Origin of the sequence: uncultured Aliivibrio sp., from assembly GCF_946479765.1 — a bacterium.
GTDB lineage: Bacteria > Pseudomonadota > Gammaproteobacteria > Enterobacterales > Vibrionaceae > Aliivibrio.
The window spans coordinates 23,617-41,952 of sequence record NZ_CAMLHO010000034.1 but is presented as its reverse complement, the minus strand read 5'-3'; the positions used below and the strand labels follow the sequence as shown (position 1 = coordinate 41,952).

The 18,336-nt window shown below is 39.7% G+C and carries 16 protein-coding genes; 10 read left to right on the top strand and 6 right to left on the bottom strand.

Features of this window, described 5'->3' with window-relative positions:
- The 4 genes from Q1K78_RS12890 to Q1K78_RS12875 all read left to right on the top strand — a co-directional run.
- On the top strand, positions 1-979 hold a 979-nt coding region (locus Q1K78_RS12890), incomplete at its 5' end, for an aromatic amino acid transport family protein (RefSeq protein ID WP_300179393.1).
- An 85-nt stretch (positions 980-1,064) separates the two neighbouring features.
- Positions 1,065-2,231: an aromatic amino acid transport family protein gene (locus tag Q1K78_RS12885; RefSeq protein ID WP_300179390.1), complete on the top strand. Its 1,167-nt coding sequence runs from the start codon at positions 1,065-1,067 to the stop codon at positions 2,229-2,231.
- A gap of 69 nt (positions 2,232-2,300) precedes the next feature.
- Positions 2,301-2,660 carry a DUF2799 domain-containing protein gene (locus tag Q1K78_RS12880; RefSeq protein ID WP_300179387.1) on the top strand — a complete coding sequence of 120 codons (360 nt, stop codon included), beginning with the start codon at positions 2,301-2,303 and terminating at the stop codon, positions 2,658-2,660.
- A gap of 55 nt (positions 2,661-2,715) precedes the next feature.
- A complete protein-coding gene (locus tag Q1K78_RS12875) occupies positions 2,716-3,075 on the top strand; it encodes a DUF2799 domain-containing protein (RefSeq protein WP_300179384.1) in 360 nt (119 codons plus the stop codon).
- Between the two features lie 74 nt (positions 3,076-3,149).
- Here the strand turns inward: Q1K78_RS12875 and Q1K78_RS12870 are convergent, their stop codons facing one another.
- The 5 genes from Q1K78_RS12870 to pabB all read right to left on the bottom strand — a co-directional run bounded on the left by Q1K78_RS12870 (position 3,150) and on the right by pabB (position 8,784).
- Positions 3,150-3,701 (bottom strand): hypothetical protein, encoded by a 552-nt coding sequence (locus tag Q1K78_RS12870; protein WP_300179381.1) that lies wholly within the window; start codon positions 3,699-3,701, stop codon positions 3,150-3,152.
- A 204-nt stretch (positions 3,702-3,905) separates the two neighbouring features.
- Positions 3,906-5,267, bottom strand: coding sequence for an L-serine ammonia-lyase (locus tag Q1K78_RS12865; RefSeq protein ID WP_300179378.1), 1,362 nt, complete (start codon positions 5,265-5,267; stop codon positions 3,906-3,908).
- A gap of 96 nt (positions 5,268-5,363) precedes the next feature.
- Positions 5,364-6,614: an aromatic amino acid transport family protein gene (locus Q1K78_RS12860; protein ID WP_300179375.1), complete on the bottom strand. Its 1,251-nt coding sequence runs from the start codon at positions 6,612-6,614 to the stop codon at positions 5,364-5,366.
- Between the two features lie 189 nt (positions 6,615-6,803).
- Entirely contained in the window at positions 6,804-7,385 is a 582-nt protein-coding gene (locus tag Q1K78_RS12855; RefSeq protein WP_300179372.1) for a CoA pyrophosphatase, read from the bottom strand.
- A 28-nt stretch (positions 7,386-7,413) separates the two neighbouring features.
- Positions 7,414-8,784 (bottom strand): aminodeoxychorismate synthase component I, encoded by a 1,371-nt coding sequence (gene pabB / locus Q1K78_RS12850; RefSeq protein WP_300179369.1) that lies wholly within the window; start codon positions 8,782-8,784, stop codon positions 7,414-7,416.
- Positions 8,785-8,952: 168 nt separating this feature from the next.
- Here pabB and Q1K78_RS12845 point away from each other — a divergent pair, with 168 nt between their 5' ends.
- The 6 genes from Q1K78_RS12845 (at position 8,953) to Q1K78_RS12820 (ending at position 16,937) form a co-directional block, all read left to right on the top strand.
- On the top strand, positions 8,953-10,479 hold the full coding sequence (locus Q1K78_RS12845; protein ID WP_300179366.1) for a fumarate hydratase: 1,527 nt from the start codon (positions 8,953-8,955) through the stop codon (positions 10,477-10,479).
- Positions 10,480-10,626: 147 nt separating this feature from the next.
- Positions 10,627-10,983 carry a DUF2799 domain-containing protein gene (locus Q1K78_RS12840; RefSeq protein ID WP_300179363.1) on the top strand — a complete coding sequence of 119 codons (357 nt, stop codon included), beginning with the start codon at positions 10,627-10,629 and terminating at the stop codon, positions 10,981-10,983.
- A gap of 101 nt (positions 10,984-11,084) precedes the next feature.
- Positions 11,085-12,119, top strand: coding sequence for an efflux RND transporter periplasmic adaptor subunit (locus Q1K78_RS12835; RefSeq protein WP_300179361.1), 1,035 nt, complete (start codon positions 11,085-11,087; stop codon positions 12,117-12,119).
- A gap of 2 nt (positions 12,120-12,121) precedes the next feature.
- Positions 12,122-13,201, top strand: coding sequence for an efflux RND transporter periplasmic adaptor subunit (locus Q1K78_RS12830; RefSeq protein WP_300179359.1), 1,080 nt, complete (start codon positions 12,122-12,124; stop codon positions 13,199-13,201).
- Positions 13,201-16,278 carry an efflux RND transporter permease subunit gene (locus Q1K78_RS12825; protein ID WP_300179357.1) on the top strand — a complete coding sequence of 1,026 codons (3,078 nt, stop codon included), beginning with the start codon at positions 13,201-13,203 and terminating at the stop codon, positions 16,276-16,278. The genes Q1K78_RS12830 and Q1K78_RS12825 overlap by 1 nt, the downstream gene beginning before the upstream one ends.
- Before the next feature lie 272 nt (positions 16,279-16,550).
- The gene (locus Q1K78_RS12820; RefSeq protein ID WP_065591766.1) at positions 16,551-16,937 is read left to right on the top strand and encodes a DUF2750 domain-containing protein; all 387 of its coding nucleotides are present in this window, start codon (positions 16,551-16,553) and stop codon (positions 16,935-16,937) included.
- Between the two features lie 110 nt (positions 16,938-17,047).
- Here Q1K78_RS12820 and Q1K78_RS12815 read toward each other — a convergent pair whose 3' ends face one another.
- A complete protein-coding gene (locus Q1K78_RS12815; RefSeq protein WP_300179354.1) occupies positions 17,048-18,238 on the bottom strand; it encodes a cystathionine beta-lyase in 1,191 nt (396 codons plus the stop codon).
- Positions 18,239-18,336: the final 98 nt, after the last annotated feature.

Below are 18,336 nucleotides of genomic sequence, written 5' to 3'. Positions count from 1 at the left end.
TAATGTGGGTGGTGGATTAGGAATCAATACCAACGCACGTAGAACTTTAGGTAAAGGAGGACATCTAGTTACTAACGGTTTGCTGTATGCTTTACTGATCTGTCTCTTAATGGCTTATATCCTTGGGGCAGGGGATCTATTGAATAAATTATTACGTAATATTGGTTTTGATTTATCTCTAGTACAAAGCCAAGTTGCGTTTACTTTAATTGCGGGTGTAATTGTTGCATCTGGTACCGCGGTGATTGATAAGTTAAACCGCGTTTTATTTGCCATCATGTTGTTGATGCTTTTACTTACGCTTGTCTTCTTGGTTCCAGGAATTTCATTAGATAACTTAACTCAAGTATCAAACTCAAACCCATCAGAACTGATACAAACCAGTGCGATTATTTTTACTAGCTTTGGTTTTATGGTTGTTATTCCTTCATTAGTTTCTTATAACCATGAAGCAACACCTAAGCAGTTGAGAAACATGGTTATTGTTGGTTCTTCTATTCCTTTAGTTTGTTACCTAGTGTGGCTATATGCGGTGGTTGGTAACTTAACCCCTGAGCAAATTACGCACTTCTCTAATGTGTCAGAACTGATTTCAGTATTTAGTGCTGATCATGCATTTATTAATGCAGTACTTTCTAGTTTTACTGGTCTTGCATTATTAACGTCTTTCTTAGGTGTGGCGATGGCTTTGTTTACTCAAAATGAAGACACGTTTAAACAAAATAAAGTAGTGACTTACGTTATTAGCTTTATCCTACCTTTATTGGGTGCCGTTTTCGCAGCAGATCAGTTTTTATCTGTATTAAGCTATGCCGGTATTATTCTGGTTTTCCTCGCTGTATTTATTCCATTAGCGATGGTTATTAAACTTAGACAAACAGATATACATGCTAAAAGCTACTTAGCTGAAGGCGGGGTAGCAATGCTAATATTCTCGTTCATTTTTGGTAGTTTCTTACTGATATCACAAGTTATCTAGTTATATTGTGCTCTACTTTTTTATGAGTAGAGCACCTCTTTCTCGCTCTTAATGAGCCTCCAATCTCTAAAATTAAGAATAAGTAATGAATTTTAAATTATTTGGCAGTGCATTGATTTTATCTGGCACGGCACTTGGCGCTGGAATGTTAGCTATTCCAATGGTATTAGCGCAATTTGGTCTGTTTTACAGCACGTTACTGATGCTTGCTATTTGTGCAGGCACAACATATTCAGCTTTACTGTTAACCGAAGCATGCTCTAAAACAGAATTAGCTTTTGGTATTAATACCGTTGCGAATAGAACCTTAGGTAAGGGTGGCCAAGTGGTCACCAATATTTTGTTTTATTTACTGCTATTTTGTATGTTAATTGCCTATATTTTAGGAGCTGCTGACTTAATTAAGCGCATCTTCTCAATGTTTACTATTGAGATGAGTATTGAAACTGCTCAAATTGGTTTTACTCTTGTCGCTAGTGTATTTGTGGTGTGTGGTACTCAAATAATCGATAAGTTAAATCGTGTTTTGTTTTTGTTCATGGTTTCAATGCTTGCGATTACATTAGTGATATTAGTCCCTGGTATTTCAGTAGATAACTTAACGCAAGTAACGAATACAGATAAAGGAATGCTGCTCAATACCAGCACTATTTTATTTACTAGTTTTGCCTCTATGCCAGTTATCCCATCGCTTGTTGCGTATAACAAAGAAGCGACAAGTAAACAGCTTAGAAATATGGTTATTTTAGGATCAATCATTCCTCTGGTTTGTTATCTCGTTTGGTTGTATGCCGTTGTCGGTAATCTAAATGCAAATGATATTACGCATTTTTCTAATATTTCAGATTTGATCCAAACCTTTAGCGCTAAGAACGAATACATTGAAATCATTCTTTCTGTTTTTACGTCATTAGCGTTACTGACGTCATTCTTAGGGGTGGCAATGGCGCTTTATAACCAGAATAAAGATATGATCTCACACAATAAAATAGTGGTGTATGTGTGTACTTTTATTCTTCCACTGCTAGGTGCAAGCCTTGCCGCTGATCAGTTCTTATCGGTATTGGGTTATGCTGGGGTGATCTTAGTATTCCTCGCTATTTTCATTCCATTGGCGATGGTGATTGCTTTAAGAAAGAAAGTAAAAGAGGAAGATAAGTTACTGCCTCATACCTATCAGGCTGAAGGTGGGAAAATAGCCCTAGGAGTGACATTAATGTTTGGTCTTTTATTATTAATTAGCCAAATTTAATAGAAATTATGATCTAATCCTCTACAATTAACGTAAAAGGTAATGTGTTATTTGTAGAGGGTAAGCAAAATGAAAATTTTAATAATCAGTATCGCTGCTTTATTACTTGCAGCATGTTCAAGTACTCCAGCACCAACATCAAACGTAGACAGTGATTGGAATACCTTTGGTTATGAAAGAGCCATGAAAGGTTGGGTTGTTCAATCTAAATCAAAATTGACTAAATTAGCCGAAGGTAAGATGGTTAGTGATGCTAACTATCAAGCATACGTTACCGGTTATAATAAAGGACAGGAAGAATACTGTGATCAAAGCGCTTATATGCTAGGTGTCGTTGGTAAGCAGTATAACGGTATTTGTGATAAATCAGACCCGTTCTTCCGCCAAGATTATGTTAGTGGAATGCAATCTACGGCTGGTGGGATGTAATTTAGTTTAGTTACTTTATATTATTGGATGAATAGATAACAAGAGGGTAAGAGGTATGAGAGTAACCTTAATTGTGATTGTTTCACTTTTCCTTGCTGCGTGTTCAAGTACAGCACCATTAACATCTACACAAGACAGTGATTGGGGTACTTATGGTTTAGAAACTGGCCAAAAAGGCTGGAATTTTGAATCTAAAGAACAAATAGTCGAGCTTTTAGATGGCAAGGAATTTAAGGCTTCTAATTATGATGCGTATGTTGCTGGATATCAGAAAGGATTGCAGGGATATTGTGAGCAAGACGCGTTTGAGTTAGGAACTAAAGGCGGAGTTTATACTGGAGTTTGTGACAGTATAAATAAAGAGTTCAAATATGAATACTTACGAGGTAATAACTCGACTAAAAGAGGCATGTAATGTATATCTGATTACTTGTTAATTGATAAAAAAATGGTGGATAATTATCCGCCATTTTTATATGAAGATTTAAATCAGATCACTTTAATGATATTAAAGCGGCCCATTTTTTTTAAAATAGGTAAAAAATCTTTGTTCACTTCTAGCATGACTTTTTTGGCTTTACTGTAAGCACTTAATTTATCATTACCATTACCATGAGAGAATAAACGACTCTTTGGTTTATATTCGCCATCAACGATCTCTTTCCAACGAACAATATAATAATCAGTAGTACGAACTTCTCCAGAATGCAGAGTACGTTTTTTCGTGATGATATCTGGTTCTAGACTGTGAGGTAAGCGTTCAAATAGGCTAGGGTAGTTGAGTACCATACTCCAACAGTCCCCCCACAGTGCTTTGCCCATTTTATTGCGTTGTTTTATCGCTTCTTTCAAGGCTTTTTCTCTGCCTTCTTTTAAACAACCCACAGAGCGGTTATACATCCCATCATCGGGAGTATGGATGTGGATTTTAACGCAGTTAAATGAATGAGAAATAAAGCGGTGATCGCTATCCATCCCTGTCCATTCAGCTCGTAATTTTTGTGCTCTTGGAGAAAGTGTGTGCTTTTTCTTATTCATCATAGGAATGTACTAATTATTTGCATAAGGCCATTATTACAGTAACTGAGTCATTTGTTAATAGCTAGAGCGTTTTTATTCATTACTTTATTGTATATATTTAGTATAGGAAGAGATAACGAAAAAGGGGATAAGGGTGAACAAGAAGTGAGAAAAAATAAAAAGAGGGCGATATACGCCCTCATAATTCAGTAAAGTAAATTCTGATTAACAGATAACTTTAATCGCTAGGCCACCTTGAGAGGTTTCACGATATTTAGCATTCATGTCTTTACCTGTCTCAAGCATGGTTTCGATAACTTTGTCTAAAGAAACGCGAGGAGCAGATGAACGACGAAGCGCCATACGAGTTGAATTTATTGCTTTAACTGCGGCAATACCATTACGCTCAATACAAGGCACTTGTACTTGTCCAGCAACAGGATCACACGTTAAGCCTAGGTTATGTTCCATACCAATCTCAGCAGCCATACAGACTTGCTCAGGGCTTCCACCCATCAATTCAGCAAGACCTGCCGCAGCCATTGAACAAGCAACGCCCACTTCACCTTGACAACCTACTTCAGCGCCAGAAATTGATGCATTTTGCTTGTAAAGACCACCAATTGCGCCAGAAGCAGCAAAGTAACGGATGTAATCTTTTTCAGTTACTGTTTGAATAAACTTATCGTAGTAAGCTAAAACAGCAGGGATGATGCCACACGCGCCATTTGTTGGAGCGGTAACCACTCGTCCACCAGCGGCATTTTCTTCATTAACAGCGAATGCAAACATATTCACCCAATCGAGTACTTCCATAGGATCTGTCGAGGTTTTTTCAGAGGTAAGCAATTGTTGACGAAGTGCGGCTGCACGGCGAGGAACTCGAAGAGGTCCAGGAAGAAGGCCTTCAGTGTTCATGCCTTTTTCCATGCAATCGCGCATGGTTTTCCAAATTTTTGCAAAATAAGTACGAACTTCATCTTCTGCAAGAATCGTGTGCTCGTTCTTCATTACTAATGCACTAATAGATAGGCCATGCTCTTTACATAGATTAACTAGTTCTTCTGCACTATTAAAAGAATAAGGCACTTTAATTGGTGATTCTACTTCTTTACCAAAGTGTTCTTCATCAACGATAAAACCACCACCAATAGAGTAGTATGTTTTAGAGTAAGCTACTTCACCATCAATCCACGCATGGATTTGCATACCATTTTCGTGAAGTGAAAGGTTAGATGCGTGGAAGTTCATTCCACCGTCTTTTGGAAATTCTACTGTATGGCAATGCATGCCAACAGGTAGGCGTTCTGTTTCTTCTACACGAGCGATGAAGCCCGGAATAGAGTCAATATCTACGTGTTCTGGCGTGTTACCTGCCAGACCCATAATGATAGCGATATCAGTATGGTGACCTTTCCCTGTCAGTGATAATGAACCGTAAACATCAACAGTGATTTTAGTGATATCACGTAGTTTGCCCATACCACGTAAATCGTCGATAAACTCTTTACCTGCTTTCATTGGGCCAACAGTGTGAGAGCTAGAAGGACCAACTCCGATTTTGTAGATATCAAAAACACTAATCATGTTATTACCTCGAATAAGCCCCCAAAAGAGGGGGCTTTATAATCATTATTATTAACTTCGTATAACTTAGGTTTATATGAATTTATAAACTAGCTATTAAAGAGCGCCGTAGATTACAGAAGTAATCGCCGCAACACCACATAATGCTGTGAAGATTTGCACAGGTGCTGAAGTTTTGTACTTAGCCATAGCTGGTACTTTGCGCATTGCGAACACAGGCATTAGGAATAAGATAGCGGCAATCATTGGCGCACCCATTGTTTCAATCATTCCTAGGATACTAGGGTTAACGATAGAAACGATCCACGTAGTTACAACGATGAAGATTAGAGATCCTTTCTCAACAGTAGCAAGAGGTGCTTTTGTATGAGATTTAGTTAAACCTACAAGACCTTCATGAGCACCAAGGAAGTGACCGAAGTAGCTTGAAGTAATAGCAGCAAATGCAACGATAGGGCCCATGATAGAAATCATTGGAGATTCGTGTACGTTAGCTAGGTAAGAAAGAACAGAGATGTTCTGCGCTTGTGCTTGTGCTAGTTGCTCTGGAGATAGAGAAAGAACGACAGAGAAAACGAAGAACATAACAAAGCTCATCAGCATCATTGCGGCACCGCCAGTGATCATGTCAGTTTTAGCAACTGCATCTTCACCGTATACGCGACGTTGTTCTTTAGAGAACTGGCTGATCACAGGGCTGTGGTTGAAAGAGAAAACAATGATTGGAATTGCTAACCAAACAACTGAAGGCATAGAGCTCCAATCTGGGTCAACAGAAAACATTGATGTGTTCCAACCTGGGATTAAGTAGATAGACAATGCCATTAGGATGAATACAAGAGGGTAAACCATTGCTGATGTTGCTTTCAGCATTAGCTCTTTACCAAATACAACACCACATGTCATCAGAGTGATAAGAACACCTGAAAGTAACCAGCGTGGAATAGATTCCATACCCATTTGGTTAACCATGAAAGAGTCTACTGTGTTTGTAATACCAACACCGTAAATAAGTACAATTGGGTAAATCGCGAAAAAGTAGGCAAAAGTGATTAGGTTCGCGCCAGTTTTACCAAAATGTTCTTCTACTGTATCTGTAATGTCAGCGTCTGGGTTTTTAGCAGACAGAACAAAACGTGCCAAACTTTTGTGTGCAAACCAAGTCATTGGCGCAGCGATTAAAGCAAGAATAACTAGAGGCCAAAAACCACCTGCGCCCGCTTTAATTGGAAGAAATAAAACACCAGCACCTACCGCAGTACCAAATAGAGAAAGACACCATGTGAAGTCTTTATAAGTCCACTTTGTTTTTTTTGCACCTACTGATGCAGTATTTGTTGTTTGCATAATTTATATACTCTTAATTTTTTGGAACAGAAATTTTGGGAACGGCGCTATTGTCGTTATTTTGGCGAGAAAAACTTTGACCCAGATCGACTAATGAAAAAAGATGAATGAAGATCTAAAAATAATTGACAATGATCACAATAGATGTAGCGATAGTATTAGAAAAACTTAGCATTAATGCTAATTTATCTAAGTGTTAATGTAATTCATTGCGTGAATGATTTCAGCGGTAATACCCCAAATGAGTTTTTTCTCAAATGGGATAAAAATTAACTCGTAAGGGTGTTTTTTGTTAAAAACTTTATATCTTGTTGTGTTTTTAGGGTTGAGAAGATGCAATAGCGGTGCTTCGAATGTGCTACTAACCTCACCGTAATCGATTGCGGTAGTATAATTTTTATCAATGAGTGCGACTATAGGGGTTACTTTATAACCGGATATTGTTGGTATTGTGTTAAGTTTTACTAATGGGTTTATCTGTGATGGTAGGATACCAATCTCTTCATTTGTTTCACGAATTGCGGTATGAATAAGGGATAAATCAGAGGGTTCAACCTTGCCTCCGGGGAAGCTAATTTGACTTGGGTGGTGACGTAAATGTGACGCTCTTTGCGTTAAAATCAAATGCAAACCAGAGGGTCTTTTTACCAGAGGAACGAGCACAGCGGCAGGCTTGAAATTGTCATTTTCAAAGCGTGGGTGTTGCAATAATGAGTCACTATAAGAATTCGGCTTATTGAGTAGTAATTGGGTAAGTAAATATCTATCCATAAGCCAAATCCTTTATTGAAGCTGATGATTATAAAATAGGAAGAATTTTTCCTAATTTATGCAGTGTTTCTTCATATTCTAGTTCAACTTTACTATCAGCAACAATACCCCCACCAGCGGCAGCATATAATGTCTGTTTATAAGCAATTAACGTTCGAATAGTAATACTTGTATCCATCGAGCCACAACGGCTGAGATAACCAATACTGCCACAATATAAATTACGGCGATGTGGTTCTAGCTCTTCAATAATTTCCATCGCCCTTATTTTTGGAGCACCAGTGATCGAGCCACCAGGAAAAGAGGCTTTAAGTAGATCACAGGCGGAATATTCCGCTTTTAACTCACCAGTGATGGTACTTACAAGATGATGAACCGCAGGAAAAGATTCAATCTCGAACAGTTTCGGTACTTTTACTGATCCCGGCTTAGCCACTCGGCCTATATCATTACGCAGTAAATCGACAATCATCAAATTTTCAGAGCGATCTTTAGGGCTATTACGCAATATATCTGCTTCTTGAGCATCAAGTATTGGGTCATTTGAGCGTGGACGAGTGCCTTTAATGGGTTTGGTTTCTATTTGTTTATCTTTTACCTGTAAAAAACGTTCAGGAGATACGGAAAGAATCACTAATTCAGGAGTACGTATAAAAGCAGAAAATGGAGCCCCGTTATTCACCGCTAGCTTTTTATAAGCAAGCCATTCTGAGCCTTGATAATCAGCTTGAAAGCGTTGTGCTAAGTTAATTTGATAGCAATCACCTGACTGGAGATAGGCTTGAACCTTCTCAAATTTGGTCGCATATTCTGCTTGGGTCATATTTGATTGCCAATCAGACGTTAGTGAGAATTCTTGTTTTTTCTCTTTTATCGCTACAAATTGCTGTAACCAATCCAGACGATTACTACTTTCTGGTTGTATTAAAGTGAGTGTTGACGTTTTATGATCAGCAATTAATGCCCAATCGTAGATCCCAACCGCCATTTCTGCCGTTGGAATATCTTGTTCAGCGATAGAAGGTATAGATTCAACTCGACGACCTAAATCGTAGCTGAAGTAACCGACTGCTCCTCCAATAAATGGTAATTCGGCAATAGCATCGCAATGAGGCGTTAATCGTTCTTGATAGTGAGCAAGTAATTGAAAAGGACACGCTTTACTGGTTACAGGATCTCTTCCTACTACATTTATGTGAGTGACATCATGGTGAGTCTGTAAAGTGGCAATAGGGTCTGCAACTAAAATATCGTAACGATTATCAACGTGATTTTGAGCGGAAGAATGAAGCAACATTGCCCAAGGATGGTTTTCTATTGCAGAAAATAAATCAATCACAAAATTGGATTGATAATCAAGTAGGGTAATTTGTAGTTTTGCATCTAATTGATTGTTCATTTTGAGTTTTATAACCAGAATGTGATGAGCAACGATAGCCTTGAATAGAGAGCAAGAGTATCATACTGCAAGTTCTAAAAGAAAATAATAGATGGCGAATACTCACGTCATCATATAAAAACATACATACTTTACACGCCATGGAAGCACATATAATAAGAGGGTCTAATGATGACTGTTGGTAAAGAAACTATCATCCGTAATGAAGATGTGATCAGCTCTGTTGCTGATGCATTGCAGTATATTTCTTACTATCATCCACTTGATTTTGTTCAAGCGCTAGAAAAAGCGTATCACAAAGAACAAAGCCAAGCTGCGAAAGATGCGATAGCTCAAATACTAATTAATTCACGTATGTCAGCAGAAGGACGTCGTCCTATTTGTCAAGATACGGGGATCGTAACCTGTTTTGTTAATATAGGTATGAAGGTTCGCTGGGAAGGGGATATGACCGTCCAGCAAATGATAGATGAAGGAACTCGCCAAGCCTACACTAATCCAGATAACCCGCTTCGTGCATCAATATTATCTGATCCTGCTGGCAAACGTATTAATACCAAAGACAATACGCCATCGGTGGTGCACATCAATATGGTTCCGGGTAATACCGTTGAGATTCAAATCGCAGCAAAAGGCGGCGGTTCTGAAAATAAAACCAAAATGGTTATGTTAAACCCATCAGATGATATTGCGGAATGGGTAGAAAAAACATTGCCATTAATGGGCGCGGGTTGGTGCCCACCAGGTATGTTAGGCATTGGTATTGGTGGTACGGCAGAAAAAGCCGCGGTATTAGCGAAAGAATCGTTAATGGGTCACATTGATATTCAAGAATTGATAGACCGTGGTCCAGAAAATGCAGAAGAAGAACTGCGTCTTGATATCTTTAATCGTGTAAATAAACTAGGCATTGGGGCACAAGGCCTCGGTGGCTTAACAACGGTTGTTGATGTAAAAATTAAATCAGCACCGACGCATGCGGCTTCAAAACCTGTATGTATGATCCCTAACTGTGCAGCAACACGCCACATTCATTTTACACTTGATGGTTCAGGCCCTGCTGATCTTCAGCCGCCAAAGCTAGAAGAGTGGCCAGACATCACATGGGAAGCTGGCGCGAATACACGCCGTGTGAATCTTGATGGACTGACCAAAGCTGACGTACAAGAATGGCGCACAGGTGAAACGGTTCTATTAACCGGCAAGATTTTAACGGGTCGTGACGCCGCTCATAAACGTCTGCAAAGCATGATCGAAAGTGGCGAAGGTTTACCTGAAGGTGTCGACTTTAATGGTAAATTTATCTATTACGTTGGTCCTGTTGACGCCGTAGGCGATGAAGCGGTAGGCCCTGCTGGTCCAACAACATCAACACGCATGGATAAGTTTACTGACATGATGTTAGAAACGGGTCTGATGGGAATGATCGGTAAAGCAGAGCGTGGTCCTGCAACCGTTGCTTCTATTAAAGCCAAAAAAGCGGTGTATTTAATGGCCGTAGGGGGTGCTGCGTACCTCGTATCTAAAGCGATTAAAAAAGCACGCGTTGTTGCTTTTGAAGAGCTTGGAATGGAAGCCATCTATGAGTTTGATGTTGAAGACATGCCAGTGACGGTAGCGGTAGATTCAACGGGAGCTAATGCGCATCAAATTGGTCCAGATACGTGGAAAGTAAAAATTGCTGAAATGGAATAAATCTGTAAATAATTAGATTTATTCAATAATGTTAAGAAGCACTCAATAAAATGAGTGCTTTTTTTATATTTGCACCTTTAATGTAAATGAATTGAGTGTATTATGGCTTAATGTGAGTAAGTGTTTGATATTTAGTATGGAGGCGGGATGAAAACATTAACCATTGGTGTATTAATTGCCACTCTTGTTGGCTGTGCGTCTTCGACTCCCCATCAAGAAACAAAAAATGTAGATGACTGGTTTAGTATTGGTGAAAACAGAGCTAAAAATGGATTTCTAATTCAGTCAGAAAATCAATTAATCGAGAGTTATGCAAACGATGAGGTAACAACTCAATTTTATAATGCTTACCTTCAAGGGCATGAATCTGGAGTCAAAGCGTATTGTGCTCAAAACCCTTATATTTTGGGACTAAGCGAAGAACCATATTTTGGACTATGTGATCAAGATAATTCTAATTTCGCTGATGAATACCAAAAAGGCATTAATCACAAAAAGAATTAAATATAGAATTTTAATAATGAAATCTCATATGTTAGTCGGATGCAAAGAGAGAAATAAGCAATAATTCTTTCTATAACAATAATTTCAATAAGGAACAGTATATGTTCAAGAAAACGGCCATTGCAGCAGTGCTAGGCTCCGTTTTATTAGCCGGGTGTGATAGCAAGACGCCTCAAATAGCAGAGCCAGACTCTCGTCCTGCTAAAATAATGACAGTCTCTGTTGGTAATAATGAAACGTCTCGACTATTTCCAGCACAAGCGGAAGCTGGAGATAAAGCAGTACTTGCCTTTAGAGTTCCTGGGCAACTAAATACACTTGATGTGCATGCAGGACAGCAGGTATCAAAAGGGGAGTTGTTAGCGTCAATTAACCCGGATGAATACCGTTTAATTCAAAAGCAAGCTCAAGCACAATATCGATTAATCGATGTACAGTACCAGCGAGTTAAAAAACTACGTAAAGATAAAGTCGTTTCAGAACAAGATTTCGACACAGCGGTAGCAAATCGTAAAACAGCGAAAGCGACATTAGATCAAGCAACCGCAAACTTAAGTTACAGCAAACTTACCGCACCTTATGACGGCACCATTTCTTTATTACCAGCAGAAAACTTTGAATACGTAAGCGCAAAGCAATCGATCATGCATATCCAAACGAATGATCTGTTTTTTGTTGTATTCCAACTTCCTGATTATCTACTGCAACGATTCAGCTTCACAGAAGTCGTAGCTACCGTTTCTTTTGATTCGTTCCCTAACGTTAATTTCCCTTTAGAATTTGAAGAAGTTGATACTGAAGCAGACAGTAAAACATCGAGCTATACCGTTAAAATGAGCATGGCGAGACCGACTGGTCTAGGTATTCTTCCTGGTATGTCAGGTCAGGTAAAAGTCACTATTCCAAGTGGTGAGAGTGAACAGTTACCTCTATCTGCGATTGAGTATGAAGGCGAAACTGCTTATGTATGGCGAGTTGGTGAAAATGGCGTAATTGAAAAAGTTGAAGTGGAATTGAGTGAAAAACGTCAAGTGCTTTCAGGCTTAAACGATGGAGAACGAATCGTCATTTCGGGTACCACCAGTTTAGAAGATGGCATGAAAGTGCGTAAATGGGTTAAGGAAAGAGGATTATAAGCATGAAAAAATTAATGACGCTTTCTTTAATATCCACCGCTTTGATACTGAGTGGCTGTAAACCAGCCCCAGTTGATGTCGTGAGTGAACTGCCAAGAGTCGAGATTAAAACCATAGATTCTGGTTTGGTGAGTGATAAATTGTACCTCCCAGCAGTAGCAACTGCGGCAGATCGCTCGCATTTAAGCTTTCGCCTTTCTGGTGAGATCACTAACCTTAATGTTAAAGCCGGTGAAACGGTGAAAAAAGGCCAAGTGTTAGCGGTGTTAGATAAAACCGATTACAACATTGATGTGGATAATGCACGAGCACGATATAACGTGGCAAACAGTCAATACCGACGTTCAAAACCGTTAGTAGATAAAGGCTTACTTGCCAAATCACAATTTGATGAACTGGCTGCACAACGTCAAATTGCCTTAGCTGATTTAGAATTGGCTAAGCTGCGTTTAAGCTTTACCGAATTAAAAGCCCCGATAGATGGCATTATCTCACGTGTTAGTGTTGAGCAATTTGAGAACATTCAAGTAGGGCAACAGGTCGTGAATATTCATAATCGCAATGCGGTGGATATTATCGTTCAAGTACCAGATAAATTGTATTCAAAGCAGCCAAACAGTGGCGTTGTCGAAAAGATACAAGCGACGGTTCGTTTGGATAATGGGTCTTCTTATGAAGCAAAAGTAAAAGAATACACCACAGAGCCTGATCCTGAATCAGGCGCGTATCTTGTTACGTTGACAATGCCAATGCCAGAAGACCAATTTATTTTGGATGGAATGGCGGTAGAAGTCACAACCAAACAAAGTGCGTTGAATGAATCGAGTCAGTTTGGCATGATCATTCCTATTGAAGCTGTTTTCAATGAAGATGGTGATGCGCTTGATAAAAACGAAAAATACGTTTGGATAATTGATTCTGATAATAAAGTAAAAAAACAGAAAGTACTGACCACGAAAGCTTCCTCGTTTGGATTACGAGTAGTTGAGGGTATTTCAACAGGAGATCGTATTGTAATTGCGGGTGTCTCACGTTTACGTGACGGTATCGAAGTGAATATTATCAATGCGGAGGAGAAATAATGAGTCAAGAAAAAGGAATCGCAGCTTACTTTATAAAAAATAAAGTGATTAGTTGGATGTTGACTTTGATCTTCATGATTGGCGGAACATCGGCATTTTTTGGTCTTGGACGTTTAGAAGATCCTGCGTTTACCATTAAAGATGCCATGGTTGTCACTAACTATCCGGGTGCAACGCCAGAGCAAGTTGAAGAAGAGGTCACCTACCCACTAGAGAAAGCCATTCAGCAGCTTACTTATGTTGATGAAGTGAATTCAATTTCAAGCCGAGGCTTGTCGCAAATTACCGTAACCATGAAAAATAACTATGGACCGGATGATTTACCACAAATTTGGGATGAACTACGTCGTAAAGTGAATGACTTAAAACGTCAATTACCACCGGGAGTAGGAGAGCCTACGGTTATTGATGATTTTGGTGATGTATATGGGGTACTTCTTGCCGTCACGGGAGAAGGGTATTCTTATAAAGAATTACTGGATTATGTTGATTATCTCCGACGTGAACTTGAACTGGTTGATGGGGTAAGTAAAGTCTCGGTTTCTGGCGTTCAGCAAGAACAAGTCTTTATTGAAGCGTCTTTGAAACGCATGACAAGCTTAGGTATTTCACCACAAACACTTTATAGCCTACTGTCAAATCAAAATACGGTATCAAGTGCCGGAGCGGTAAAAATCGGCTCAGAGTTTATTCAAATCCATCCAACGGGTGAGTTTGAAGATGTGTCTCAATTGGGTGACTTGATTATTACCGAAGGTGGCGCTCAAGGTTTAATCTACTTAAAAGATATTGCCGAAGTAAAACGAGGTTATGTTGAAGTGCCAAGCAATTTGGTCAACTTTAATGGTAACTTTGCACTGAACATGGGCGTTTCTTTTAGTGCGGGTGTTAACGTCGTTGAGATCGGTAAACAAGTTGACCAACGTATGCTAGAGCTGCGAGATCAACAACCGATTGGCATTGATATTTCTGAGATATACAGCCAGCCAAAAGAAGTCGATAAATCGGTTAGTGGTTTTGTGGTCAGCCTTGCTCAAGCGGTTGCCATTGTTATTATCGTATTGCTTTTCTTCATGGGTGTTCGTTCTGGTCTACTTATTGGTTTAATCCTATTAGTGACTGTGTGTGGTACGTTCGTTTTCATGAAGTACTTTGCGATAGATTTGCAACGTATCTCACTAGGTGCACTGGTTATCGCACTAGGGATGTTGGTTGATAACGCCATTGTGGTGGTAGAAGGCATTCTCATCGGTATGCAAAAAGGCCGAACGAGACTGCAAGCTGCAACCGACATTGTAACGCAAACTAAATGGCCACTGCTTGGCGCAACCGTTATTGCGGTAACAGCCTTTGCTCCGATTGGTTTATCCGACGATGCAACGGGTGAGTATTGTGGGACGTTATTTACCGTTCTATTGATCTCATTAATGCTGAGTTGGTTCACTGCAATTTCTCTTACGCCATTCTTTGCGTCTTTATTCTTTAAAGAAACGGTTCAGGTTGAAGGGGAGAATAACGAAGAAAAAGATCCATACAACGGAATGATCTTTGTTATTTATAAGCGCTTCCTTGAGTTTTGTATGCGCTACTCATTAGCAACCATGCTGATTCTTGTTGTGGCACTTGGCGGCAGCATGTATGGCTTTACCAAGGTTAAACAATCGTTCTTCCCATCTTCAACCACGCCAATCTTTATGGTTGATGTATGGATGCCTGAAGGTACGGATATTCGCTCAACCAATAACACACTTAAAGAATTAGAAGAGTGGATCTTAGAGCAAGAACATATTGATCATGTAACAACAACGGCAGGTAAAGGCTTGCAACGATTCATGCTGACTTATTCGCCAGAAAAAAGCTATGCTGCTTATGGCGAAATAATGACAAGGGTTGATGATTATCAAGCTCTACCTGATTTAATGGCGAGGTTCCGTCAGCACATTGAAGCTAATTATCCTCAAGTTCAATACAAATTGAAACAAATTGAACTTGGGCCAGGTGGTGGTGCAAAAGTTGAAGCAAGAATTGTAGGTGCGGATCCAACAATACTTCGTGGTTTAGCAGCGCAAGTGGTTGCCGTGATGCATCAAGATCCCGGAGCGACAAACGTTCGTCATGATTGGCGTGAGCGTACTAAAGTGCTTGAACCTCAATTTAATGAAAGTCAGGCGCGTCGTTACGGTATTTCCAAAACAGACGTCAATGAACTGCTTGAAATGGCATTCTCTGGCAAAGCGATTGGTGTTTACCGTGATGGTACAACGTTAATGCCAATTGTGACTCGTTTACCTGAAAGCGAACGTGTTGATATTAGCACCATTGAAGGGATGAAAATTTGGAGTCCTGCACTGTCACAATACATACCATTACAACAAGTGGTATTGGGTTATGACGTAATTTGGGAAGATCCGCTGATTGTACGTAAAAACCGTAAACGTATGCTAACGGTAATGGCCGATCCTGATATTTTAGGAGAAGAAACGGCAGCAACATTACAAAAACGTTTACAACCACAAATTGAAGCGATTGATTTCCCTACGGGTTACAGCTTGGAGTGGGGTGGTGAGTATGAATCGTCTCGTGATGCTCAAGCGTCATTATTCCAAACTATGCCAATGGGTTACCTGTTCATGTTCTTAGTGACTGTGTTCTTGTTTAACAGTGTGAAAGAGTCGGTGATTGTATGGTTAACCGTACCACTTGCCTTAATAGGGGTAACCAGTGGTCTACTATTACTCAATACCCCATTTGGCTTTATGGCCTTGCTTGGTTTCTTGAGTTTGAGTGGTATGCTATTGAAAAACGGTATTGTATTGCTCGATCAAATAGAGATAGAAATACATTCAGGCAAAGAACCGTATCATGCGGTTGTTGATGCGGCATTGAGTCGTGTTCGTCCGGTTTGTATGGCAGCGATCACCACCATCTTAGGTATGATCCCACTATTGCCTGATACCTTCTTCAAACCAATGGCGGTAACCATCATGTTTGGTTTAGGATTTGCGACTGTACTTACTTTGATTGTGGTGCCTGTGTTGTACCGCATGTTCCATAAAATCAAGGTTGTAGAGTATTAATTCAGGATTGATTCATTAAATTCTAGTTCAAGCCCATATTGCCATACGCAGTGTGGGCTTTTTTTGGTATTATGCGGATACCAATCTACATAAATATTTGATCATTCTTGCTTGTTAAAATCGATTATAGCTGCGTTATAAATTGAAAAAATTAGAGCCACTAGTTATTACAATTTATGCCTTGCTCTAACCGATTGTTCCTACGCAATTATCTGCTCAACTACTTATCCAGATTGGTATAATATAATCTTTCCCACTGATAGGAATTGGTAATGAGCCAACTAGATCAACAAACAATGGACAAAATCGTAAATTCTCATGAAGAAGAGCGTTTTACTTACTTTATGAAAGAAGTTGTCGCTAATCGTGAGATTTGGATTTTGACTGATGAGCACGGTTGTGTGATGTTGAATACTGAAGAAGAAGATTGCGTTCCAGTATGGCCAAACAAAGAGTTTGCAGAAGCGTGGGCAACGGGCGAATGGGATGTATGTAAAGCAGAGTCTATCTCTCTAAACAAATGGCACAGCCGTTGGACTACTGGTTTAGAAGACGATGAACTTGCTGTTGTTGTTTTCCCAAATCAAAATGAAGAAGGGCAAGTATTGTTCCCTGACGAATTTGATTTTGAATTAACAAAACAAGAAAGAAAGCGTTAATTTTTTATCAGCCTAGATAGTAAATACAGACAGATATAAAAATGGCGACAAACAGATATTTTTTAAAACTGTAGTCGCCATTTTTGTAAGTAAAAACGCTATAAACGGAATTAAGCAGATAACGTTTCTTGATATCGAGCTAAACCTTGCTCTAAATCTTCAATCAAATCATCCACATCTTCTAATCCAATATGAACACGGATCAGCGTGCCTTCAAACTGAGGATGAGCCACCGTTCTTAACGCATTAAAGCTTTTAGGCTCATTCGCTAAGATCAAACTTTCAAAGCCACCCCATGAATAACCCATACTAAAATGACTCATGCCATCAAGCAGTGCGGTTGTTGCTTTGGTGTCAGACTGTTTTAGAACAAAAGAGAACAAGCCATTACAACCTTTAAAGTCTCGTTGATAAATATCATGACCCGGACAGCTTTCAAGGGCAGGGTGACGAACGTGATCAACCAGTGGATGCTCTGCCAACCAATTCGCTACTTTAAGACTGCTTGCTTCATGCTGTTTCAGGCGAACGCCCATCGTACGAATACCACGCATCGCTAAATACGCGTCATCAGGTGAAATACATTGGCCCATTAAATAGCTTTGCTCACGCAGTTGATCCCAATGTTGTTCATTCGCAACCGCCGTACCAAGCATCACATCAGAATGACCGACAATGTATTTGGTCGCCGCTTGAATAGAGATATCAACACCATGATCAAACGGTGAGAAATTCACACCCGCCGCCCATGTATTATCAAGCATTACCACAATATCCGATTCGTGTGCGATACGAGCAAGAAGCGGAACGTCTTGAACTTCCATCGTGATAGAGCAAGGAGACTCAGTAAATAGCACCGTGGTATTGGGTTTAATTAAATCACGAATGCCTTCACCAATCATTGGATCGTAATAGGTAGTTTCAATTCCCATTTTCTTCAAGATGGTGTCACAGTAATCACGAGTCGGTTCGTAGCAACCATCAACCATTAAGATATGATCGCCCGTTTTTACGAAACACAAAATCGCATTTGCTATTGCAGCCGTACCACAAGGGTATAAAGCACAACCAGCGCCGCCCTCTAACTCAACCATCGCATCTTGCAAGGCAAAGTGGGTTTCAGTGCCGCGACGACCATAGAAAAGAGTTTGTTTGGCACGATTGGCCATGGCGTTATTTTTTTCAGCAACAGTATTAAACACCACAGTAGAGGCGCGTTGAACCGGTGGGTTTACCACGCCTTTTGTCCATTTCTTGCTGCGACCTGCGGTAACGTATTTGGTCTCTAATTTATCAGACATCTGAATCCATTCAATAATAAGTAAATAATACCTCCATAAAGCCAAAGTGAAGGCGAAATATCAAGGATTAAAACGAATTCCTATCGAATAAATTTTTA